The 24,002-nt window shown below is 56.3% G+C and carries 16 protein-coding genes and 2 pseudogenes; 4 read left to right on the plus strand and 14 right to left on the minus strand.

Annotated elements, in window-relative coordinates; translation table 11 throughout:
• Positions 1-47: 47 nt before the first annotated feature.
• The 12 genes from GNZ13_RS32665 to GNZ13_RS32720 all read right to left on the minus strand — a co-directional run bounded on the left by GNZ13_RS32665 (position 48) and on the right by GNZ13_RS32720 (position 18,292).
• Positions 48-2,483, minus strand: a complete 2,436-nt coding sequence (locus tag GNZ13_RS32665) for an efflux RND transporter permease subunit (protein WP_172172280.1) — start codon at positions 2,481-2,483, stop codon at positions 48-50.
• Between the two features lie 54 nt (positions 2,484-2,537).
• Entirely contained in the window at positions 2,538-3,716 is a 1,179-nt protein-coding gene (locus GNZ13_RS32670) for a WD40/YVTN/BNR-like repeat-containing protein (RefSeq protein ID WP_172172282.1), read from the minus strand.
• Positions 3,717-3,781: 65 nt separating this feature from the next.
• Positions 3,782-5,164, minus strand: coding sequence for a DUF1329 domain-containing protein (locus GNZ13_RS32675; protein ID WP_172172284.1), 1,383 nt, complete (start codon positions 5,162-5,164; stop codon positions 3,782-3,784).
• 23 nt (positions 5,165-5,187) lie between these two features.
• Positions 5,188-6,990, minus strand: coding sequence for a DUF1302 domain-containing protein (locus GNZ13_RS32680; RefSeq protein WP_172172286.1), 1,803 nt, complete (start codon positions 6,988-6,990; stop codon positions 5,188-5,190).
• A gap of 910 nt (positions 6,991-7,900) precedes the next feature.
• Entirely contained in the window at positions 7,901-8,635 is a 735-nt protein-coding gene (locus tag GNZ13_RS32685; protein ID WP_172172318.1) for an SDR family NAD(P)-dependent oxidoreductase, read from the minus strand.
• Positions 8,636-8,742: 107 nt separating this feature from the next.
• Positions 8,743-9,474: an SDR family NAD(P)-dependent oxidoreductase gene (locus GNZ13_RS32690; RefSeq protein WP_172172288.1), complete on the minus strand. Its 732-nt coding sequence runs from the start codon at positions 9,472-9,474 to the stop codon at positions 8,743-8,745.
• Between the two features lie 493 nt (positions 9,475-9,967).
• The gene (locus GNZ13_RS32695) at positions 9,968-10,573 is read right to left on the minus strand and encodes a TetR family transcriptional regulator (RefSeq protein WP_172172290.1); all 606 of its coding nucleotides are present in this window, start codon (positions 10,571-10,573) and stop codon (positions 9,968-9,970) included.
• Between the two features lie 96 nt (positions 10,574-10,669).
• Positions 10,670-12,322: a long-chain-fatty-acid--CoA ligase gene (locus tag GNZ13_RS32700; RefSeq protein ID WP_172172292.1), complete on the minus strand. Its 1,653-nt coding sequence runs from the start codon at positions 12,320-12,322 to the stop codon at positions 10,670-10,672.
• Between the two features lie 21 nt (positions 12,323-12,343).
• Positions 12,344-14,095 (minus strand): aldehyde dehydrogenase family protein, encoded by a 1,752-nt coding sequence (locus GNZ13_RS32705; protein WP_172172294.1) that lies wholly within the window; start codon positions 14,093-14,095, stop codon positions 12,344-12,346.
• 432 nt (positions 14,096-14,527) lie between these two features.
• Positions 14,528-15,319 carry an SDR family NAD(P)-dependent oxidoreductase gene (locus GNZ13_RS32710; protein ID WP_172172296.1) on the minus strand — a complete coding sequence of 264 codons (792 nt, stop codon included), beginning with the start codon at positions 15,317-15,319 and terminating at the stop codon, positions 14,528-14,530.
• 122 nt (positions 15,320-15,441) lie between these two features.
• On the minus strand, positions 15,442-16,779 hold the full coding sequence (locus tag GNZ13_RS32715; protein WP_172172298.1) for an NADH:flavin oxidoreductase/NADH oxidase family protein: 1,338 nt from the start codon (positions 16,777-16,779) through the stop codon (positions 15,442-15,444).
• 265 nt (positions 16,780-17,044) lie between these two features.
• A complete protein-coding gene (locus GNZ13_RS32720; RefSeq protein ID WP_172172300.1) occupies positions 17,045-18,292 on the minus strand; it encodes an NADH:flavin oxidoreductase/NADH oxidase family protein in 1,248 nt (415 codons plus the stop codon).
• A gap of 152 nt (positions 18,293-18,444) precedes the next feature.
• Between GNZ13_RS32720 and GNZ13_RS32725 the strand changes: the two genes are divergently transcribed.
• A complete protein-coding gene (locus tag GNZ13_RS32725) occupies positions 18,445-19,110 on the plus strand; it encodes a TetR/AcrR family transcriptional regulator (protein ID WP_172172302.1) in 666 nt (221 codons plus the stop codon).
• 234 nt (positions 19,111-19,344) lie between these two features.
• Positions 19,345-19,827, plus strand: a complete 483-nt coding sequence (locus GNZ13_RS32730) for a VOC family protein (protein WP_172172304.1) — start codon at positions 19,345-19,347, stop codon at positions 19,825-19,827.
• A 41-nt stretch (positions 19,828-19,868) separates the two neighbouring features.
• On the opposite strand, the pseudogene GNZ13_RS32735 reads toward GNZ13_RS32730, so the two are convergent.
• A pseudogene (locus GNZ13_RS32735) lies at positions 19,869-20,192 on the minus strand (chloride channel protein); the annotation flags it as partial.
• A 215-nt stretch (positions 20,193-20,407) separates the two neighbouring features.
• Positions 20,408-20,780: pseudogene (locus GNZ13_RS32740) on the minus strand (MAPEG family protein).
• A gap of 406 nt (positions 20,781-21,186) precedes the next feature.
• On the opposite strand from GNZ13_RS32740, the gene GNZ13_RS32745 reads away from it, so the two are divergent.
• Together GNZ13_RS32745 and GNZ13_RS32750 are read left to right on the plus strand one after the other, a co-directional pair.
• A complete protein-coding gene (locus GNZ13_RS32745; protein ID WP_172172306.1) occupies positions 21,187-22,407 on the plus strand; it encodes an MFS transporter in 1,221 nt (406 codons plus the stop codon).
• Positions 22,408-22,774: 367 nt separating this feature from the next.
• The gene (locus tag GNZ13_RS32750) at positions 22,775-23,650 is read left to right on the plus strand and encodes a TetR/AcrR family transcriptional regulator (protein ID WP_172172308.1); all 876 of its coding nucleotides are present in this window, start codon (positions 22,775-22,777) and stop codon (positions 23,648-23,650) included.
• Positions 23,651-24,002: the final 352 nt, after the last annotated feature.

Genomic DNA, 24,002 nt, shown 5'->3' on the forward strand with positions numbered 1-24,002 from the left:
CACTTACACGGCGACCGGAGATATCTGGACAAAATCAACTCGCCAGCTCAACTGGAAGCAACGCGCGACTTCGCCCCCGGTGAGCCTGAATTTTTCTCCGTCAACGGCAATTTCGACACGTCCCTCAATAGAAAATGCGAGAGAGCTGGGATCAGGACCAAGGCGCCAACCATATTCCAGAGAAACATGAAGGTAAGCAAGATACCCATATCAGCCTGGAACTTGATTGGCGACCACGCCCAAGTCACCACAGCAGCGGCTAATGTGACGCCAATGAGCGCGATCACTTTTCCCGTAAAATTCAAAGCCGACAGATGCGCCTCCTCCAGGGAGTAACCTCGACGCTGCATTGCCAGTTGTACGCTAAGAAAATATAAGGCGTAGTCCACTCCAATACCGACCCCGAGTGCCGTAACCGGCAGAGTGGCCACCTTTACACCAATCCCCAGCACGACCATCAGTGCCTCACAAAGGATCGACGTTATCATCAGCGGAACCAGCGCGACGACAACCGCGCGCCAACTGCGGAAGGTAACGAAACACAGCAACATAACCGCGCCGTAGACCATGAACAACATGCGTCTATTCGCATTGCGAACCACGATATTCGTGGCGGCCTCGATACCAGCACTGCCCGCCGCGAGCAGGAATTTCGTATCGCCTGTGTTATGCGTAGACAAGAATTGCTGCGCGGTTGCAACGACGCGTTCCAGGGTCTCCGCCTTATGATCCGAAAGAAACGCAATAATGGGGGCCACGGAACGATCGTTGTTTACAAGTTCCGGGTTTGCAACATAAACATTGTTGATCGCATCGTTTGTCACATAAGGATCCCGATTGATCGTCATCCATCGCGGGTCACCCTCGTAACCAGACGCGGTGTACAAGCGTGCGAGGCTGCTGGCTGACGTCGTAGTTTGCACCCCGGGCACATCGCGCAACGCTTCCTCGAGCCGGTCCATCTCCAACAGTGTCCGAAAGCCGGTAAGTCCCATTTGCGGTGTCTTCACGATGATCGCAAACTGATCCGTCGACAATCCGTAGTGATTTGTGACGTAGGCCGCGTCACGGTTGTAGCGCGAATTGGCACGCAATTCCGGCGCTCCCGGATCAAGGTCGCCAATCTTGAGATGTTCGCCTACGACAAGGCCCCCAACAGTCAGCCCGGCCGCGAGCAGCAGGACGACGCTAGCCACGCGTCGGCGTGAGAATGGTGCGAGAAGTCGTATAAACGGGTGATTAGTGCTCGTCCGCAAACTGCGCTCAGCCGCAGCCTGGCTCACACCCGTATATGACAGTAATACGGGCAACAATATCAAATTCGTGAAAACCAGCACTACCACGCCAATACAAGCTGCCAGCGCGAGCCCGCGGATAACGGGGATGTCGATGAACATCAGAACAGCGAACCCGACGGCGTCCGCCAGCAACGCAGTCAGGCCCGCCGCAAATAATCTGCGAAACGTATAGCGCGCTGCCACATATCTGTCTGTTCCACGACCGATGCCCTGCGTAACGCCATTCATTTTCTGAGCACCGTGCGAGACGCCCACCGCAAAGATCAGGAATGGTACGAGTATCGAATACGGATCAAGCTTTGCACCGAGCAGGCGCATAATCCCAAGCTGCCACAATACCGCTGTCAGAGAACATAAACTCACGAGCAATGTACTGCGTGGACATCGCGTGTACAGGAACACAATCCCCATCGCGATCAGTGCAGCAAAAATGAAATAAACGACGACCTGCCTCAGGCCATGAATCAGGTCGCCCGTGAGCTCGGCAAAGCCGATTACGTGGATCGCAATCTGATCATTTGAATAGTCGGCGCGGATCTTCTCTATCGCGTCTCGAACAGCAAGGTCATCGATGGGCTTTCCGCTGTCGCCGTACGTCGTCAACAACGGCACAAAAATCGTACTGGAATTCTGGTCGCCCCCGACGATGGAACCGACAATGCCCGCACGAGCAATATTGACGCGAAGGCGCTGAATGCTTGCCGGGGAACCGTCGTAATCGTCGGGCATAACCGGACCGCCCTGGAACCCGTCAGCGGTGACTTCCGTCCATCGGACAACGGGCATCCAGAGAGATTTGACAAAAGCGCGGTCGACTCCACGAATCACGTAAACCCGGTCGTTGATCTGGCGCAGTGTTTGAAGATACTGCGGGCTATATATACTCCCCTTTTTGTTTTCAACAACAATGCGCACCGAGTTACCCAGACTACGCAAAGAATCAGCATTCTCGAGGTAGTTATGAATGAATTCGCTCGATTGGGGCATCATGTCGTGGAAGCTCACGCCTATCGTCAACTTTGATGCTTCAAATCCAAAAATAGCAATCAACAGTAGGCTGATGATCATGATCAACCGTCTGTGATTGAAAATCAGCCGTTCCAGACGAGATCCTGAACGGCGATCGAAGTCTTTTTGCGACCGTACTACAGGCATCCCGTCACCGCTTCCGATATTGCTTTCCATAAGACACTCTCAAGATCTCGAAGCAAGGGCCCTACCAGGGGCGATCCGCTAAAGTCAGTGAAGCGCTAAGATGCGCGTGCCATCTAATCCGGACAACGCCACAGCGCTATCTCCCATGTCGTGAACGGCCGTAAAAACAGTCGGGTTCCCGACTACCTGCGACTGGAAGTTGTCGCCCATCTCATCCCCGGTTGCGATTTCTCCGGCGCTTGTCACCAAAACAAACGCGCGGCGCTGCGGAAGATAGGCGGCGCCAGTAATGGCGCCGTGCATGGGTACGTTCGTCGGTGTCCACGTAGTGCCCGAATCCGTGCTGCGATAGACGGTGCCGCGCAATCCGTAGGCCAATAGCACCTTGGCATTGCCCACAATGCCGAAGAAGCTTCCTGGGTACCCCGTCGTCGCGGCGACAAACCGTCCAGATTGGCGGTCGAATTTGAAGACGGTCCCTTTTTCCGCGGCAATATAAAGATTCCCTTCGATGTACTGAATCGAGTTCAGATGCAGGAACTGAGGGTCATCAATACGGTCCAGATAAGGTTGCCAAGTCTTTCCGCCATCCTCAGTTGCTACGATCATCCCAAACGAACCAACCGCGAACCCCATGCGGGCGTTTTCGAACGCCACGCTGACGAACGGCAACGTGGGGCCGCTTTTATAGTTGAGATTCAACTGATCCAGATAGGGTTGTACCGACTGATCGCCGGCCGCGACCTTCTGTTGATATATGGCAGACAGGCTGCGCGCCGCAACGCGCCCATCCAGTTGCCGACTCCACGTTGCCCCGCCATCCCCGCTGTGCAGCACCACCCCGTCGTGGCCCACTGCCCAGCCTTCGAGGTTCGTTGGGAAACTGAGCGCCAGCAAATCGCTTTGGACCGGCACAGAAGCCTGCGTCCACGTCTTGCCACCGTCATCGGATATCGCGATCAAGCCGCGCATGCCTGCCGCAACAAGGCGTCGGCCCGCACCCACAACTGACATTATGGGTCGCCCAGCAACGGACGTACGCATCAGCGCCGGCGCGTCAAGAGGATCAACGAAAGCTCGATTCGTCGAGCCGTCCGATGCTGCCGTTGATGCAGTTGCGACCTGATTGCCCAGTCCCACAAACGCCATCGCGATAGCCACAGCGACACCGGTCCACTTCCTCGTACCGTGGGCGTCCAACACCTTCTCGAAGATGACCATATCAGTAAACCTAATCAAAAACCGATTCGAGAAATAACGCACTATCCCAATCCATTTGCAGAGCAGCACATCCGAAACGCGGACCGATGCGCCGCTCTGCTTTTTCTTCAGTGCATACCAGTTCCGGCCATGCCTGCTGGGGTGAACAAGTTCTCTTTTTGATGCGTATCGAAAGGCTTGATCAACGGACGGCCATCGACAGGACCGCCAGAATTTGTCCCGAAATAGTTGCCCTTCTGTAAATCGTAAATGTTATAGGTTGCGCTAAACACTCCCCCGCCCCCATCGTAAAAATTAAATGTGTAGTCAAATCCAACCTTCCATAGCTTCCCTTCGGGATCGTACGCGTCCGCTTCCACGATCGCCCAGCTATCCTCATCAACGTAGAACGTTCTCTTCGAATAGGCATGCCGCTCCCCATGTTTCAGAGTTGCTTCGACAACCCATACACGGTGCGTCTCCCAACGAATTGCGTCTGGATTTAGATGCTCTTTCCCGAACAACTGGTCTGGCGACATCGACAGATACTTATACGAACTGTACGGAACAATCAGCTCCTTCTTACCGATCAAATTGAAATCGAACCGATCCATCCGCCCATGAAAGAGTCCAAGATCGTCCCAAAACATAACGCCACCGAATTGGGAAATTGGTGTGTCGTATTTATAGTCGGGAGCCATTCTCGTCCGCCGCTGCCCGGGCATATATAGCCACGTCGTTTGATCGTCTACCGAATTATTAATGGGAGTGTACGCAAGGATCGCTGTCCCAACTCCGGTCGGCGGAGATACCTGGACAACGTGATAAATGTCGTAAGCGTTATGCGGCGCCTTCCCTTGCCCTAGCACCCGATCGTAGTACGGTCGGTAATCGTTCGCGTCATTCTCGGGAAGTTCGCTGCGATTTCCAGCGCTGTCGACCAACCAGGACTTTGCCTGATCTTCGTACTGAGTCCGCTGAAAGTTCAGACTGCTATTGAACATTGCTTCATAGCCATCTTTCGGAATTGGAAACGGAAGGCCGCCAAATGCACCCTCCACGCCATCCCCTTGAATCTTCCCAACGAGCTTTGCAGTGATGGCATTTTTGAGTGTGTTGTCGAGCACCCACTTCGGATAGTGCATGGTCCGATGTGTGGGATAGACATCAACACGATAAGTCGGAAAGCGCTTGAGCAATGCCTGCACCCCAGGCGTCAGCCGATCCGCATACTGCGACATATTCTTCGCAGTAATGCTGTACAGCGGCTTTTCATCCTTGAACGGATCCGGAATCAAGCCGCTCTTCGGATCAAAGTCGGCGGGCGGCGTGGTAAGCCCGCCCGTATACGCGGGAACCGCGCCATCGGCACTTGCTTGTTTCTCGGCGCCGAACTCTGTAAGCGAGGTGCCTAGTTTCCTGGCCTCGTCCGCCGATACCGCCGCGAGCGCAACTCCTGAATGCGAGACAACGACAAGCATTCCCGCCATAATTCCAAATACCTTCTTCATAACGTCTCCTCCAACAAGTATTACTAGAACGAGCTTTGCATTGTGAGTGAAACCCAGTTACGGTCGTTATTTCCAAACAGTCCGTTGCCGCTGGAATAGTAGGCAAGACCGCTTGGTGTAAAGGCGACTCCATTGGTATGAGCGTGGTACCCGTTGTATGCGAGCGTAACTGTCGTTTTCTGCCGGATCGTTGCCTGCACACCAATCGAAAACGAGTTTGTCCCCTGCCCATTCTGCGAAGTACCTACCTGCGGGTTATTTCCGTAGATACCAAACACATCCGAAATCGGCATACTCAGATCGACGCCCGGAAAAACCTGCAACCATTGCGGCTGGAACAGGATTTCGGCTGCGGCATAGTTGCGAGTTGAACATCCGTCCCATTTTTTGCCGGTACTACAACCGGCGTAACCCACGCCGTTATAGAGAAGCTGATTTGCGGTGACGGACAAAAGTCTCGTATAAGCCAGTTCGGCAGTCAGCGTTCCGGTATCCCACAGAAATGACCGCGACAACGGGACAATCGCGTTCGCGATCAGGTTAAGCGTGTTTCCCTTTGCACCTTGCGGCTCAACCGGCACCAGCGGACTAGCTGTACTATTCAGTGCGGTATTTCTTCGGTATGAGGCTTCGAAACCGGTGCCGATATTTCCTATTGTGGTATCGAGGGAATATCCGAATAGTTGGACCCCGCGGTTGTACGAAAGATGGTAATCCGTAGGAACTCCGCCGGCTCCGAAATCCAGCAAGGGAGCCCAAGGCTGCGTTTCGTCGAAGCGTCGAAAATAGAAACCCATCCCACCATTTAGAAATGCTGGTGTCCAACCTAGCTTCACGCCGAAATTATTATCAAGATTCCGTGGTGTATTGCTAGCGCCGGCCGGCACGTTGATAGGCAGATATCCGCCGGCCGGCAAGCCCAATTGGCTGCTCGGCACGGCACCAACGAAGAAATTGGACGGCCCAGTAAAGAGAAAATCAGCGGGAGCGAGGAATGTCCCCCCGGCAGGCAAGCGGTTTGAATTGAAAACGAACGCATATTGACCTGAAAGCGAAACTTCAGGCGTGAGATGCGCGGTCAAGCTAAGTTGCGGGCGAGGCAGAAATAGCTGTTGAACCTCCGCGCCGGGACTTGCAGACAACGCTATGGCATCAATGGCGCCCTGAGAGTACGAGATACCCTCGAGCGGAAAGAACAGAGCGTTACCCCAGTATTCCGTAAACTGCCCAAGCTTCAGGGAAACGTTTTTTCCCGCCACGTCAAAGTTGTCAAACACGAATGCATCAAGCAGCTGCTCGCCCTGAGCGTAGTAGCGATTCGTATAAGAGGAATACTTGCTGTCCGAATAAGAATCGATCGAGTGGTACGTGATAGCCGGGAACCCACCACCTGCGGGCGCATAGATCCCGGGATTTGAGACGTCTCCACCTCCGTACGCGAAGTCCTTCCATATTGACGCAGAGAGACGAAAGCCGACGTGCCCTTGATACGTCACGTTCAATTCCGAAAGCAGTGCAGTTCGATTGGTGACGATGTCGCCCGCGTGCGCAAACTTATAGTCGGATTCGTCATAGTTTGGGTTACTTCCTATGAGCGGATCGACGCCGTTAACGCGCATTCCAAGGTTGTAGGTCAGCGTATTGTCCCAACTGACCTGCCAGTCCGATGGCATGTTGAATGAAAATGCCCAGGCACCGGTGGGGACTGTAGCCATCAACACCGCTGAGAGAGCAATCGTTCCCTTCAGTCGCCCAGCCAGCGTCTCTTGCGGTCTAGCATCAAACATTTCCGGCGTCTCCTGTTTGCTTAAGGCCGCGATGTTCAACGCAGCCGTCTAGTATTTATGTCCAGATAAACATCTCGTCCCGAGCCATTTATATCAATTGCATTCCTAACTATCATCAATTGATACTCGCCAACTCTCTTACGAAGCGAGGATTACATTTTCATGGACTGTGCACCCAACCGGAATCGCAACATCAGCCACGCTGAAGACTCTTAACAGCTACAGGCCCCGTGGCCACAACCATCCCAGCTCCACCCCCGACCACGCGTGAGATGATTGCCACCTTCACAGTCAAGTGAACCGCAAGTCATAGTGCTGACCTCGTCCATTGCGCCGCTGCGTCCGTCAGTCGACCTACTGCAAATGTGTAGCTTGAGACCAATGATACCAATGTGACTTTAAATATCAATCGGTATTTAAATTTATGTCGCACATCCACAGAAACCGTCTGTTCCGGTTTTCGAACGACACGCTCGGCGCTGAGAGACCAGTGCGCGTTGTTCGACCCGTAGCATCGACTCAAGAAATCCACGGGAGCGCCTCAATGATTGCCAGCCCCGTCGCCACCCCGATGATGGCACCAGCCAGGCTCGGACGGCATCGCTCCAGCTTGAGCGCTCTAAGTATGTTCCCGACGAGAATTATCCCGAGCAGTGAGAAAACGATAAGAAGAAAGCAAATTTCGAAGGGGTTACTGATAACCATGACACTCCCTATCTTCGTTTCTCACAACTGCGTGAATTTTCGCTGGAGCTGTGTCAGCCGGGTGGTTGGCCCTTCGCCGTCATGCTCTACGTGACCACATCAATTAAACAGTATTACTTATCGAAAAATGCAAGATAGCTCGTAGATCGAAAGCTTCCCCACCAAACCAGTTAGTCGCCAAACATAGGCTCGTGGAACTTCACCGTAAGGGCGGCCTCGATCAATCAGCCCGCTCCATGCCGATCTACACCTGCGCCGCTCCACCGTCCGCGAATATTTCGGCACCTGTCACGAAGCTGGATGCATCAGATGCCAAAAATAAGGCGACGGTCGCAATTTCCGCCGGGTGAGCCAGTCGGCCCGCCGGAGCCAAGCTAGCAAAGCCGGCCTTCATGTCGTCCGGCATCGGTGCGATGATCGGCGTATCTGTCGTCCCTGGACTTAACAAATTCACCCGGATCTTGCGATCCTTGAGCCCTGCTGTGCAGGTCCTGGCTAGCGAACGCAATGCCGCCTTAGTCGCGCTATAGACGACCAGATCGCCAAAACCCTTTGCGCCAGCGATCGAGCCGGTCAGGATGATTGAACCGCCGTCTCTGAAGAGCGGCAACGCCTCCTGAACGGTGAACAACGTTCCTTTGAAATTGACCCCAACAATATGATCGAAGTGCTCTTCGGTGATCGTGCCAATAGGCCCAACGTCACCGACGCCAGCGTTGGCGAACAGTACGTCAATGTAGCCCGCCTCTGCCGCGACTATTTCGTAGAGGCGTTGGCGATCGGCAGAGTTGGAGATGTCGCCTTGGACGGCGCGAACATGATGCCCGATCTCAGACATCGCACGATCCAATTCAGACTGTCGCCGACCCGTAATGAAGACAAACGCCCCTTCGTCAACGAACAGTTTCGCTGCTTCAAGGCCAATCCCAGAGCTTCCGCCAGTTACCACCGCGACCTTGCCTTGCAAACTCATGCCCATTGCTCTCTCGCTTTCGTATTGGCAATGCGCCGGCTTGTCGAAAAACCGGCGCATTCCAGTCATTCATTCGCGCGGCAACTTGTGAAGCCGCGCACCGATTCGATTGACTAAAGTCTTGCGCCAGCGTCCACCGCAATCTCCGCGCCAGTCATGTAGCTGGCTGCGTCTGACGCCAGGAAGGCGACCGCTTCGGCCACTTCTCCCGGCTTGGCCATCCGTCCCAGCGGCACCATCTTTGCGTAGAACGCGTTGGTCTCCGGCGAGTTGCCTGCGAGCATAGGTGTGTCAATCAGGCCCGGAAAGACCGAGTTGACTCGTATGCCAAAAGGTGCCAACTCGACTGCCGCACAACCCGTCATACCGCGAACGGCCCACTTGGTAGACGAGTATGCAAACTGACCAGGCAGGGCGCGCAATCCGGAAACGGACGAGATGTTCACAATCGAGCCCCCGCCAGAGGACTTCATCGGTTCGACCGCTGCGCGCATACCAAGGAACACTCCGAGCTGGTTGACTCGATAGTGCTTGTCGAGTTCTGCCGGCTCCGTTTGCATCAACGGTTTCGGGTCGAACATGGCGGCGTTGTTAATCAAGATGTCGAGTCGGCCAAACCGATCAAGCGTCTCCGAGATCACGCGCTCCCAGGAGCCCTGATCCGCTACATCGTGCCTTACGAAAAAGGCCGCCTCACCCAATTCAGCCGCAACCTGGGCGCCAGCCTCCTGAATGTCCGCAATCACAACTCGAGCCCCTTCCGCAACGAACAGCCGTGCCTCCGCTGCTCCCTGCCCGCTCGCCGCCCCAGTAATGATCGCTACCTTGCCTTCCAGCCGAGCCATAAGTCTTCCTCCAAATATCTAGTAGGTTTCGGAATCACCGAACAAGACGTGAAAACATCAAAGTCGCATGTAACGCCATGCTGATGGAAAGCATACCATTTGATCTTCTAATATCAATCGGTATTTGTATTGATGGAGGAGTTTGGTCGAATCCGCCGGCTGGCTCGCTTCCGGCCTGAAAAGGTGCGACGCGTGACGGAGAAGGGGCCGTCGCCTTCACGTAGCTGCCAACGAGGCCGCCAAAAGTGCGCATAGCTCTCGATCCGGACAGGGCAATCCATATTCGATAAGCGTTCTTGGCGGTTAGGCAAGGCCTGAAGCAGTCGCGCCCGCAGCCGCATCTGTCGATGCGATACGGGGAGTTGTCACTCAATTGTCCGTTCGAACGTAGGAACGCATGTCTATGCTATTGGCTCTTCGTCGCTCGATCTATGGCAGGCCTGCAGTCACTGTGAGTTTGCCGAGGAACGCAAGGGAGTACCGAAGCGACGGCTTAGGCGCGGATAAGGACCTTCAGCATCTCGTCAATGAGGGTGTCCGACTCGCAATGCGTTGCCGCTGGTTGGTCAGAAGCCTGCAGACTCAGTCCACGAGCCAAAGCGGTAATTCCATCCGCCAGGTGCACTGCATCGACCGGAATAGCTGTGGACTGCGCGTCAAAGTGGCGCTCAAGGATACGTGCCAGCGTGTCAATTAAGTCCTTTTGAAACGTATGGTAGCGGGTCGCGAATTCGATGCTTCGCCGCGTGTGAAGCATCAGTTCCGCAATTAGCTGTGAGCTGGCTTGGGTCGTCTTGACCCAACTCGCCACTGCGTCAAAAATTTTCTCTGGCTTCAGGCGATCAATCCGCTCCAACGCCGCGATATTGCTTTCCATATGGAGACGCAGTACTTCGGAAAAGAGAGTCTCTTTATCGGAAAAATTGAAGTAAAGAGCACCTCTGGTGTAGCCGGCCTCCGCTGCAATCAATTCAAGAGATGCTCCTTCGTAGCCAAACCGTGAAAATGCAAATTCAGCGGCGCTAATCAGTCGCCTGCGTGTGAGCGCTTGTTGCTCAATCCGCGAAAGCCGACTGACTCTTGCATTGCTCTGCATCATTGACATCTCCTATGTCGATATCCGGTCCGTACTCTGGGCCCGCGGAAACGACACCGGCCGTTACGCCTCGTTAATAGACGCATATCACACTTGACTTCATGCCTTGCTTGCGTCACTCGCTTCGAATTGGGTTCGCAAATTTTTCTTATCAATCTTGCCGACGCTCGTCCGTGGCAGGTTTTCCACAATGGCGATGTTCCCCGGTATGGCAATCCGGTTAAGCAATCCCTTCTCTACGAACGCTACCAAGTGATTCCGCAACAAGTCAGCAGTAAGCGACGCTGCCGCCGACGCAATCGGAACAACGAATGCGAACGGACGCTCGCCCCACTTCATGTCCGGAATTGCTATCACGGCGGCCTCTGCGACATCCGGGTGAAGCATGATCAGGTCCTCAACCTGGGTTGAAGATACCCATTCACCACCAGTCTTGATCACGTCCTTGAGTCGATCGCGAATCGCAACAGCACCGTTCTGATCGATGACCGCCAGATCTTGCGTATGCAACCATCCGCCACGCCATAACCCCTCGCTTGCGGCCACGTCACCTTCATAACTTTGCGTGAGCCATGGGGCGCGCAATACGAGTTCGCCCTCGCTGCGACCGTCGGCTGGGAGCGGATTCATATCCGGGTCGACGATCATGGTTTGGACCAGAGGAATCGGCATGCCCGCGCGGCGAAGCGCTGCGCCTCGGTCATCGGCTGCATTCCTGTCATGCCGAGCGATGCAAATCGTCGGTGCTGTTTCTGACATGCCATATCCAGCCAGAACATTGATACCGAACGTTCCCGCGGTCTCCTGCAGGGACGAAGACAACGCGGAACCACCGATAAGCAACGTCCACGGACCAATGGACTTATGTCCTGCTACAGTCGCCGCGCCAAGAAGCATTTGCAATACGGTAGGGACACAGTGCGAGAAATTCACCTTTTCGTCGCGTTTAAGTTTAAGCAACAGCTCGGGCTCATACCTGCCTGGGTAGACTTGCTTCGCACCTGCCATCGTCGCTACGTAGGGCATTCCCCAAGCGTGGACATGAAACATCGGCGTGAGCGGCATATAGATATCGCCGCGCCGAAAACCTTGTCCATCCGGTTGAGAGGCCAGTGTCGCCGTCAAAGAGAGTGCGTGAAGTACAAGCTGCCGATGACTGAAGCTCACCGCCTTTGGGTTTCCTGTCGTACCGGTCGTATGAAACGTGGTCGCAAGCGCGTTTTCATCAAACTCCGGAAAATCAAAGCGTACGTGACTGGCGGAGAGCAATTCCTCATATTCGCCTTCGGTACCGTCTTTGCAAAACTCTTCACCGTCGGCGATCAGGACACGGCATCGAATACCGGGCAATTGCGGAAGGATCGCGTCCAGCAGAGGCGCAAAATCTCGATGAAACAGCAATACAGACGCAGTCGAGCTGCATAAGCAATAAACTACTTGTTCGGTGGACAGGCGGACGTTAACTGTCTGAAGAACTGCACCCATCATAGGCACGGCGAAGTAAGCTTCCAGATAACGATGACTGTCCCAATCCATTACCGCCACGGTCTCACCAGGCCTGACACCCAGTGTTTTCAGCATGCTGGCTAGCCGATTTACCCGTTCAAGGAGATCCGTATATGATTGGCGATGCTCGCCTCGGTAGACGATTTCCTGCTCTGCCGCTGCCGCTATCGATCCCTCAAGAATGTGACGAATGAGCAACTGATGACGGTATGCGCTGGATGCAGGTGTGGCAAAGCGTACAGACATGCTAATTCTTCTCCAAGTGAGTTATCCGCGAAGCGCGCTGAGGAAAATTCCAGGCAACTTTAGCCAGGAAGGACTCGCCTGAAAGGCAACAATCTTGCGAGCGGTGGCGGTTGCAGTACGGTTCGTCACGAACCACGGCGGCCTTGGCAGCATGGCAAAGCTCCCGTGCAAGATTCCGCGAGGAAATGGTCTGAAGGGCGCGCGAACGATCGAGCGCTGCGGCCGATCAAATAGAAAACCATTGTGAACGAATCCTTTGCCACTCTGAATGTCATTAAGCGGGTGGCCAGGGAATGCGCCCCAAGGGGTGTGCGCGAGCAGAAAACCCAGCCCACTCCAGGCATTCACCGCTACACACCCGTAGCGCAGTTCAGCTAACAGAAGCTCAAAATTCACTCCAAGCGCTTTTTCAGTCACCGGGTCAATGATGACATTTGCCCCCAACGTGCCGTGCAGGCGATCGTTCGCGAAAGCGATCGCGCTCTGCAAGAAGCCCGCGGGATCGTTCCCCTCAACAAACACCACGCCGAGAGCGGGGCCAAAAACTTCAGTCGAAAAACTGGGCGGCTCTTCACTCTCTTCGACATTGATAAAGGAAAGAATGCGTGACGCGTCGGCAGCATCTCCGAGTTCAATCGCTTCGGGATTTGTTGCCAAAAACCCGGCGAGCCGTTCCTGCGCGCCCGGATAGTAAAGCGACCGCGAGGGCGCACGCGCCAGGGCACGACGCAATTCTTCGAGGAATGCCTCCTTCAACGGCCATTCCCGCGGCAAGATGAGTATCTGGGCCGCAATGCAGTTGAATCCGGAATTGTGAAGTTTCTGAGTGGCGACGTGTTCGGCCTGAAATCGCAAATCAGCCTTCGTCCAAGGGCCGGGAGCCACGATTGTCGGACAGACCGCGCCCAGTTCACTCGTGATGGGGCGATTGTTTAAAGGCCGATTCCGCTTTTTGCGATCCACGCCATCGTCTCCTACACCGAAGATAATGGCGTCGTGCGAAGCGGAACTTCCAGTGATGTGCAGCGTATCGATAAGGGAATGCGTAGTCAGATAGATTCCTACGTCAACTCCACCGCTCGCAATCGCGAAGTAGCCCGCGTCAATCAGCGGTTTGAAAATGGTCTCGAATATCGGCTTGAGATAGTCTGTGACAGGGTTGAGTTTGACGACTGTAACGCTGTTTTCCGCATAGAGTTTGTAAAGCGCGTCGAGCGGTGCGATGCTGGTGATATTGCCGGCACCTAGTACGAGCGCTATCCGCCCCTCGTTTGAGGAACGTTCAGCACCATAACTGCCGGCTGATGATTGCCTCAGCGTCTCGGGCGAAATGTCCGGTTCCATCCACACTTCCGCGCTCACACCACTCAACAGCAGCCTGTCGGTGATGGTCAGCGGAAAGACCTCTGCGGCCGTTTGTCCGTTGGCGGTGCGACGCACCTTCACTCCGTTCAGATAACGATGGCCGTCGATGCGCTGAAGCGTACGAAGCAAGATGTCGATAGCCGTCAACATCGCCCATGGTCCTGACATCCACTCCTCGCCCGCGAGTGTCGAGTCGACCGCCAGACCTTTCCGCGTAACGGCGAGTAGCGCCCACGCCTCGGCAGTTTCTACGACGCCTGCACGTACCTGCTGGAGAAGATCGATACGTTGCTTGATCGGAAGTCGTGCCCATTCACGCTTGCTGGCGGAGAGTCGATCAATCACGCGGTCCAAATGACCTTGGTTGAATGTCTTTTTCAGACCGTATTGGGATGCCGAGGTTTTCATCGGGTTCCTTTGCATAACTTGTGGTGTGCGGGTCACTTGATCTCGACGCAAGTGGCAAGTTCCGACTCGACGCCCCACCTAACGCTATCGATCTCACGCACTCGATAAAACCCTATACATACGGGTACACGGGCACACGACGATTCCGTGGAGAGACGCTTTGTGCGTGCATTTCTGTGGATGTGGTGTCGAAGCTAACGCAACCTGATTCAAGTACCCGACATTCAGCGTGCGAATACATCTTTTTTAGCTTCCGGGACCGAGCAATGGTGATTGGTAGCAGTGAGGCTAGTGTTCCGCCCCACTGCCACCGAACTTTTGGGCTCGATCGATAGACACAGTGATTGGACACCGCATCTGTAGATTGCACATCTGGAGCCACGCACCTACCAAAGTGGCGCCAGACGCCGAAACGATTGCTGTGCACTCCGATCAGTTAGGTACTTTCGGTTTTTGAATCGGAGCGGCAAATATGCCGCCGTCGACCATCAGTTCCGCACCGTTGACGTACGACGCGTCATCCGATGCAAGGTAGACAGCTGCGGCAGCCACGTCTTGTGGGGTTCCAAGTCGGCCTGACGGTATCGCTGAAGCGAACATCTCATCCACACCTGTACCGGCTCCGAAACCGTAGTGGGCTTCTGTCATGGGCGTATGTATGACCCCAGGATGGATGGAATTGCAACGAATCGGCAGCCCCAAACTCGCGGCCTCGGCCATTGCACATTTGGTCATCAATCTGACTGCGCCCTTAGATGCGCCGTAAGCAATCTGATTCGCCGCGCCGATCATCCCCCCGAGCGAAGACAGATTGATGATGGATCCCCCACGCGTGCCCATTGCAGCGAAACCGTACTTGATGCCAAGGAACACGCCATCGGTGTTCACCGCGGACACACGATGAAAGTCCTCAAGGCTAGTTTGTGCTATAGACCGCACTACCAATATCCCGGCGTTATTCACCAGTACGTCCAGAGTCCCCAGTTGACGTTCCGTTTCAGCAACAACCGTTGTCCAACTGGCAGGGTTCGAAACGTCGTGCAACATCGCGATGCAGCCCCACCCCTCCTTGCGAATTGCATTAGCCGCCGTTTCCGCCGCCGCTTTATCAATATCCGTGAGGACAACCGTGGCACCCTCGCTCGCCATAGCGAATGCGATAGCCGCACCGATACCTCGCGCGCCGCCCGTTACCAGTGCTACCTTGCCGTTCAACTTATCCATGTGCATCCTCCGTTTTCAATGTCGTCCGTCACCCGTCGATGGATTGATGGGTAGTGTACCAATCAAAGATACCGAATGGTATTGGAGGTCTATTAGGTATTTACGATAGTGACCCCGACAGACTATCGGTCAGACTCCAAAGCTCGCGCCACCCGACGCTCGCGATTGCTGCCCCGAACGAATGCCATCAGGAAATTCATCTTGGGATCAGCAGGAAGTCCGTCGGCTAAACGAAGAAGTTGCTCGTTATACCAATTCATTGTTCCAAACCCATTGATTGCCTTGAGGATCTTGATCGGGGACTGCGGCCCGAGAAGGCCAGGCCCCAACCGCAGCCGATGCTCCCACGGCTCGAATTGATCAAGGTCACCCTTTAATAGCTCGGACGGAGCTTCCGGATAGAGACATAGCGGTCGCCCCAATCCAATCAAGTCGATACCATCGTCGGTAATCGCCTGAGCCATGCCCTTCGCCGTGCGGAAACCTCCGGTGACCATGAGCTTGGCCCGACTGACACTGCGGCGGATCTCAGGCGCAAAACGAGAGAAGAAGGCCTCCCGTTCCTGAGTGGATCTGCTGATAGTGGGATCAAAGGAGGGTTCAAGCCCCTCAATGTTTGCCATCTTGGGCTGCTCATAGTTGCCCCCGGATATTTCGATGAGATCGACTCCGGCCTCATCAAGCCAGCCCGCGACAATCTGACTGTCTTCGAAGCTGAAACCGCCGCGCTGAAAGTCCGCCGAATTGAGCTTGACGCCGATTGGAAAGTCGGCCCCGACGGTGGCCCGGATACGTCTAACTGCCTCCAGTAGAAAGCGAGCTCGGCCGGCCAGGTTACCACCCCAGCGGTCGCTTCGTAGATTGGTGAGGGGCGACAGGAACTGGGAGACGAGATAACCATGAGCGGCGTGCAACTCCACACCGTCAAAGCCTGTCTGACGAGCTACCCCCGCGGCATGAGCGAACCGCTCGACGAGGTCCTCAATTTCGTCCGAGGTCAACGCGACCGGCGTCCCGAAACGATCGCCGGGCAAGTTCACCTTAACGGCGGAAGGGGCTTTGGGCGCAAGATTGATCGACTTCTGAGTCTGTCGGCCGGAATGCGACAATTGCATCCAGACCTGACCGCCGAATGCCTTTGCGGCCGATGACCACGCCTTGAGTGCCGCAAGGGCTTTGGCGTCCTGAGGACCTTGAATCACGACATTTGAGCCGTGCTCCAAATGCAGCCGATCCACCTGCACATTGCCAGTGAAAAGCAGTCCGGGGCCCTTACGCGCGAACGTGCGATAGAGTGTCGCGTGCTTTTCCGTCGCGCGATTGCGGGAATCGGCAAGGAACTCTGACATTGCACCCTTGACCAGGCGATTTGGTAGCGTCACGCCGCATGGTAATGCCAGGGGCTGACTCAGAATGTCCGAAGGGCTTTGCGGCGTGCTGTAAGTGGCGATAGGCTGCATATAAAGCTGACTCCATGTCCGTGAAAGTTGCGGTGCGCATGGCACGCGCCCGCGAAAGACGCCCCGCACCCCAGTGGATCTTCTTCGTACCGCTACGTCTCTGCTGGCCTACCAGATCTTCGAGGTAGTCGAGGCGCACTCGCGAACGACGGTTGGATTACATCCAAACAATACCATATAGAATTCAAATATCACATGGTATTTTAATGCTCTTCAACTCCATAGCTCCGTGGTCAATTGGATACTCCATTGCGTTGTCTGAACATCAGGCCATGGCTCTGTGCTGCAGCAGCGTTGTGATGACGCGAGTCTCGAGTTCGGTGAACTGCGCCACGGCATCCTCGCCACCTAGCGACAGATCCGGATCGAGACCGTCTGCCAGCCGTTCGAGTTGCATGTTGTTCCACGGAAGCAGATGAAACGGATGGAGCGCAGCCTCAGGACTGGACGCACGATCGACTTCGCCGGAGAGAATGCGCTTCGGAACTTCAGGATCTGCAATGATCGGACGGCCGAGCCCGATGAGATCCAGTTCGCCGCGCTCCAGCGATTCGATCATGGCTGCCGTCGTGCGAAATCCACCGACCACCATCACAGGCATCTTCGCCGCCGCACGAACGGAGGCGGCGAAATCCACGAAAAATGCTTCGCGCTTAACGGTGCTTTCGCGCGGCGCGTCTTCTCCCTCGTCCTTTAGCGTAAGGCCCGCGATCTTCGGCTGCTCGAGCGAACCGCCCGATAGCTCGAGCAGATCGAGCGAAGAATCGTTGAGCTTCTTCACCAGTTCGATGCACTCGGCATTGGTGAAGCCGCCCTTCTGGAAATCGGATGAATTGAGCTTGAGTGCAACCGGAAAGTCGGGACCAACGGCAGAGCGAACCGCAGCCAGCACCTCGAGTACGAACCGGGAGCGATTTTCAAGCGAACCTCCCCAGCGGTCCGTGCGCTTGTTGGCGAGCGGGCTAAGGAACTGCGAAATCAGGTACCCGTGCGCCCCATGCAGCGAGACACCGGTGAAGCCGGCCTCGCGCACTTTCCCGGCAGCGAAGGCGAATTGCCCGATGGCCTGCTGAATCTGCTCTTCCGTCATTTCGCGCGGCGTGGCGAACGAAAAGCCGGCGCCCCGCATCACATCGATGTCGACGGATGACGGCGCGAGCGGCGACGTATTGATCACACTTTGCACCTGTCGTCCGGTATGACTGAGTTGAGCCCAGAAATGCGCGCCGTCCGACGTTCCTGCAGCGGCGAGCCGTGCGAGCTGCTCCTGTCCGCTCTCGTCGTCGATCACGATATTGCCCGGGCGCTCGAGATGCCACCGGTCGACCTGGATATTGCCGGAGAGAAGCAGCCCGGCGCCAGAACGCGCCCAGCGCCGGTACAACGCTTCGAGGCGCGGCGTCGAATGATTGTTAGCATCGGCCATGCCTTCGCTCATGGCTGCCTTGGCGAGGCGGTTTGCGAGAATCGCGCCGCTGGGTAGTCGCAGCGATTGTGAAAGAGGGTTACTCATCTGAATGTCCATCAGGAAACGGTCACATGGAAACCGAGTCCTTTCCCCAAGAGGTAAAGTCGACCCGGCACAACAACGACAGTGATCGCTGTCGTTTGTGGTATAGTGGTCGCTGTCGTATCATCCGTCAAGCAGATAAAAGAGGGACACTTATGGTCAAGACCTGGTCGGATGACAATCCGAAAGCCGCGTTGATGTCGCGCAAGCGAACGATGATCGTCGACGCTGCGCTGCGGGCCTTCCTTGAAAACGGTTATGCCGAAAGCTCGGTCAATCGCATCGCGGCGGACGCCGGTGTATCCATCAAGACGCTATACCGGCACTTCGAGAGCAAGGACGATCTGTTCAGTGCGGTGATGCAGGCGGCCTGCTCGCCGTCCGGCACGAAGCCGTCCGACACGTCGGAATCTGCCGAACAGGACGAGCCATCCTGGTTTAGCGAACCTCCGGCCGTCGCGTTGCCAATGGCAGGCAGCGACTATCTGCGGCACGCGCTTTCGGAGGAACAGTTGGCCCTTTATCGCGTCGTGACCCGGGATGCGCCCCGCTTCCCGGAGTTAGCTCGCCGCTATCGCGAAGAAGTCACGGGCGTCCGTGATGCACTGTTCGCGCGCTACCTCGACCGGTGGCTGCCTGTCACGGGCTGGAAAGTAGCTGACAGGTACGGAGCTGCCGCGGTCTTCGCGGCGCTACTCAAGGCCGGCCTTTTCGACGAGGCACTATTCGGCGTGGTAAGCGCCAGCGAGGAAGAGATTGCTAAACGCGCGGGCGACGCAACCGCCCAAATGCTGGCTCTCATCGAAGCCGGCCTGGTCTAGCATCGTTGCACCTATGTCGTTCAACATACGTGCGCTTTGTAGCCTACCAAGGACTGCGCTTGCGCTCGCACACGGCATGGAACGTAAGGCTGGGTGCGATTCCTCGACAGGCAGGACCGCACCGACCGACGACTTGACCTCACGTTTCTTGATCATGTTTTCCCTCGATACGATTAAAAGAGATTTAACCTGCTGGCCTGATATTTATCGATCGACCAATTTTCTGGAGATTCCATGAGCATTCTGCGGCTTGACCACTTCACCTTGCGCACGGCTAAAGTCGACGAGACCGCTGCGTTCTTCCGTGACGCCATTGGAATGACAGAAGGCTGGCGCCCCGGATTCAGGTTCCCCGGCAGATGGATGTATGCCGGCGACCGGCCCTTGGTCCATATCGCCAACGTTGAAGCAAACAATGCGCAGATGACGGCATACCTGGGCGATCGCGCGGTGTCGCCCGGAGGCGGCTCGCTTGACCATATAGCGATGCGCTGTATCGGTCTGGCGGACTATCAGAAACGCCTCAGCGCACTGGGTTTGCCATTCCAGGAACGAGTCGTTCCGGAACTTTCGGAGCACCAGCTCTTTGTTGAAGACCCGAACGGGATCAAGATCGAGTTACTGTTTCCTTACTCGCCCGACAACAAAATCCTGGGGGATAACCTCGGGAGCATGGATTTGCACGCGGTATCGCCCGTACCGTCGCCTGCTTCGTAGGACTAAACAGGCGCTGTCCGCGCGCGATGCGGCCTGCAAGAGACGGCTTGGCGAATGCTCACGAGCGGCCGCCCGAAACGATACAGCGACCACCAGCCGAGCCCTGCCACCAGTCCGCACATCGTCAGGACGAGCACGCGACGCTCAGGCGCGGCATCGGTAACACCTTGCAGAAAACTCTCGCTGCTGATCACGTGCGTCACGCTGTAGCCGTATGCAAGGTGCTGAATGCCGTGCAGCAGCAAGGCGAGCAACATGCCGCCGAGACCGGCGCCAATGCCGGTCAGCAACGTGACCGCGACCATTGCCGCAAGGGGGTTGCGCGCGCGCCGCCGTGGCCCCGAAGTGATTGATTTGACTGACATGGTGCGTCGACAGAGGCGGAATTAATGGGACGGCGAACATCTTATTCCGCGTCGCAACATGAATCTAATTAATTTTTCTGCTCGACTAATGCGTTGCGCGCATATGTGGCATGCACCAGCTTCCTTCAACGGAAACGTAAGCGCTTGAGACCGTCCGGATCGTTGAAGCCGACGGCGCGCGCATCCGTCGGCACCGCCCCACATTTCGCCTTACCTCAGTTCACTGATACGAAAAACATCGACGCCACAGACGCGACCCCGACGAACCACACCAGCGAGCGCAACGACGCCAGATTCGCCACATACAGCACGCCATGCAGCACGCGCGTGACGACAAAAATAATCGCCAGCCAGTTGATCCATGGGCTCGAACCGCCTGCCTGCCCCGCGACGACGATTGCCGCGGTGAACATCGCCAGTGCTTCCCACGCGTTCTGATGCGCAGCGTGAGCGCGCGCGCCAGCCTTCGAGGCCGGCGAGATAAGCGCGCGGCGCGCCATTGTCGTAGCGCTTGCTGACCTTCGACAGCATGGTCCACGGAAACGGCAGCACCATCACGATGAGCAGGCATAGATGCGGAATCGTCATTCGTCAGTCTCCTTGTATGCGCGGCGCGAATGCCGCGAGCCGCTGTTATACCCGCCTCTATCCGCCACCGCCAACCTGAATCCCACGAGTGCCGCCTCTACCGGCACTCGAAACCCGGAAGCCGGATTGACCGGATTACCGCCCGCAGACGTGAAACCAACATTACGAACAACGAACGTAGAATCAAACACGATTAATACAATAATTACATTTACCAAACATTCCCCATGCAGTGAGATTCAGCGTGAAATCCGCCCCAGGGATTAATACGGATAAACGCGGGTTCAATCATGCAAGCGTTTAACACTCGGCGTACACTCGCTCGAAGCCCACAGCACAGGGCACACGGGGCTGCAGAGCCGCCCGTCGTCGAACACGGGTTATTGGAGACTCAGGAGAACAATCAATGAGCTGGACACGGGAACAGAGAAACGTCACGATCGCCGCCTATCTAGGCTGGACCCTGGACGCATTCGATTTCTTTCTAATGGTGTTCGTATTGAAAGATATCGCGGCGGAATTCAATACGAAAATCCCCGCGGTTGCCGTCGGCATTATGCTGACCCTGATGATGCGTCCACTCGGCGCATTGATTTTCGGCTGGCTCGCCGACAAATACGGCCGTCGTCCCACGCTGATGGTCAACATCGCGTGCTTCTCGCTGCTGGAATTGCTGTCCGGCTTTTCGCCTAACCTCACTACCCTGCTCGTGCTGCGCGCGCTGTTCGGCATCGCGATGGGCGGCGAATGGGGTGTGGGCGGCGCACTGACAATGGAAACCGTGCCGCCGAAATCGCGCGGCATCGTTTCGGGTCTGCTGCAGGCCGGTTATCCGAGCGGCTACCTGCTCGCCTCGGTCGTGTTCGGCGTCTTCTATCAATACATCGGCTGGCGCGGCATGTTCTTCGTCGGCGTGCTGCCGGCGTTGCTCGTGCTGTACGTGCGTGCGCACGTGCCGGAGTCGCCGGCTTTCAAGACACTCGAGAAGAAAGCGCATCTGGGTCTCGTCGCCACGCTCAAGCAGAACATCGGCTTGTCGCTCTACGCGATCGTGCTGATGACCGCGTTCAACTTCTTCTCACACGGTTCGCAGGATCTGTATCCGACCTTCCTGCGCGTGCAGCATGGGTTCGACGCGCATACCGTTTCGTGGATCACGATCGTCCTGAACATCGGCGCGATCTGTGGCGGTCTGTTCTTCGGTTTCATCTCGGAGAAGATCGGCCGCAAGCGCGCGATCTTCATCGCCGCCCTGATCGCGTTGCCGGTGTTGCCGCTGTGGGCTTTCTCGTCCACGCCTGTGTTGCTCGCGGCCGGTGCCTTCCTGATGCAGATCTCCGTGCAAGGCGCATGGGGTGTAATTCCAGTGCACCTGAACGAGATCTCGCCCGATGAAATTCGCGCGACGTTCCCGGGCCTCGTGTACCAGCTCGGCAATCTGATCGCGTCGGTGAACGGCCCGCTGCAGGCGAGCGCCGCCGAAGCGCATGGCAACAACTACGCGATGGTGATGGCCGTCGTGATCGGCATCGTGGTGGTGGTGATCGCCGCGCTGATTCCGTTCAGCCGCGAACGCCGCGGCATCGACATGACGCAGTCGGCGAAAGAGGTCGCAACGCAGCTTTAAGCGTTCGAACTAAACAGCTATTTCGCCGGCGCGTTATCGGGCACAATAGCTACAAAGGCGGCTCGAACCGCCTTAAAGAAAAACTCAGAAAAGCTCACCAGAGCAAACGCAACGCCAAACACAGGTAGCAAGCAATACGAGGCCGTTCCGATTTCGATCGGAACGGCCTTTTTTATTTCCGCGCGGTTTGACGCGCCCGCGCGCATTGGAAAGATGGACCTTCGTCAGGTCTTCTAGAGGAGTTAGTCCACATAGAGCCCTTGATCGCAATCCCCATCCTTCTTTATCCTGAAAAAAACGGCTGTTTCAAATAGTCATTTGAATCGCTTGTTTGCGGGCCGGATGCCCGGCAACTGGGAGACGCAAAATGGCAGTTCGCACAACAGGCCGGCATGCCGGCGACACGAAGTCCCGCATCCTCGACGCCGCCGAAACACTCTTCATCGAATGCGGCTATGAGGCCATGTCCCTGCGCCAGATTACTTCGCGCGCCGAAGTGAATCTCGCAGCAGTCAACTATCACTTCGGCAGCAAGGAATCACTGATTCACTCGATGCTGTCGCGCCGGCTCGACCGGCTCAACCAGGAGCGGCTCAAGCTGCTCGACCGCTTCGACGAAATGCTCGGCCCACGTCTGACCTGCGAGCACGTGCTCGGCGCCATGTTCATTCCCGCGCTGCGGTTGTCGCGCGATCCGCGCGTCGGCGGCAAGGCGTTTCTGCGCTTGCTGGGGCGCGCTTATACGGACCCGTCGTCGTTCATTCGCGACTTTCTGAATGCGCACTACGAGTCGGTGGCAGTGCGCTTTTTCGATGCCTTCCAGCGTGCGCTGCCGCATCTGCCGCGTGAAGAGCTCGGCTGGCGTCTGCACTTCGCGATCGGCGCACTGTCCGGGGTGCTCGCCGGCACCGATACCGACAGCCTGATTTCGGAGTTTTCGCAAGGCAAGTCGATGAACGACCTGCAACTGATCGCGCGTCTCGCTTCACTGATGGTGGCCGCGCTGAAAGCACCGCTGCCCGACGGCTCGCAACTGGCCACGTTCGCCGCCGTGCTGGGCGACGCCACTGAAGGCGGGCCGGAAGGCCAGATGGAAGGCGCGAACCCGGCTGCGGGGGTTGCGGGTTCGCAGCCGGCGACAGGCGGGTTTGAACCGTCGGCGCCGGCAGCCTCGGACGGTGAACGCCGCGGTGGCAACGTGGAGGCGAGTCCGTTTCTGCCCGTGTTGCACGGAACGGCTTGAACCGAGCGGCGCGGGCGGCGCTGCCATAGGCCGTCTGCGCGCAAACATCATAAATAACGCACACCTGAGCAGTACGTCTAAGTCCCGCACCTGAGCGACGTCACGCTGTCGAACTGTAGAGACGACACAAAAAGCGAAGATCAACAGAACGCGAGCCGTCCGCGACCCGTGGATGCGTTCGCACGCACCATCGAAACAGGAGGAAACGTTATGTCGTGGTTCACCCTAGGAGGTTGTCGGAGTTTGCGCCGAGGTTGGTCATCCGGGCGGGCACGTTGGGCGTTAATGAATCAGCCAGTTCACTGAGAGAGCCCATAGATGAGTCGCTTCGTGCCCGTTGATCGTCAGACCG

The organism is Paraburkholderia elongata, from assembly GCF_013177735.1.
In the GTDB taxonomy this organism is placed as follows: Bacteria; Pseudomonadota; Gammaproteobacteria; order Burkholderiales; family Burkholderiaceae; genus Paraburkholderia; species Paraburkholderia elongata.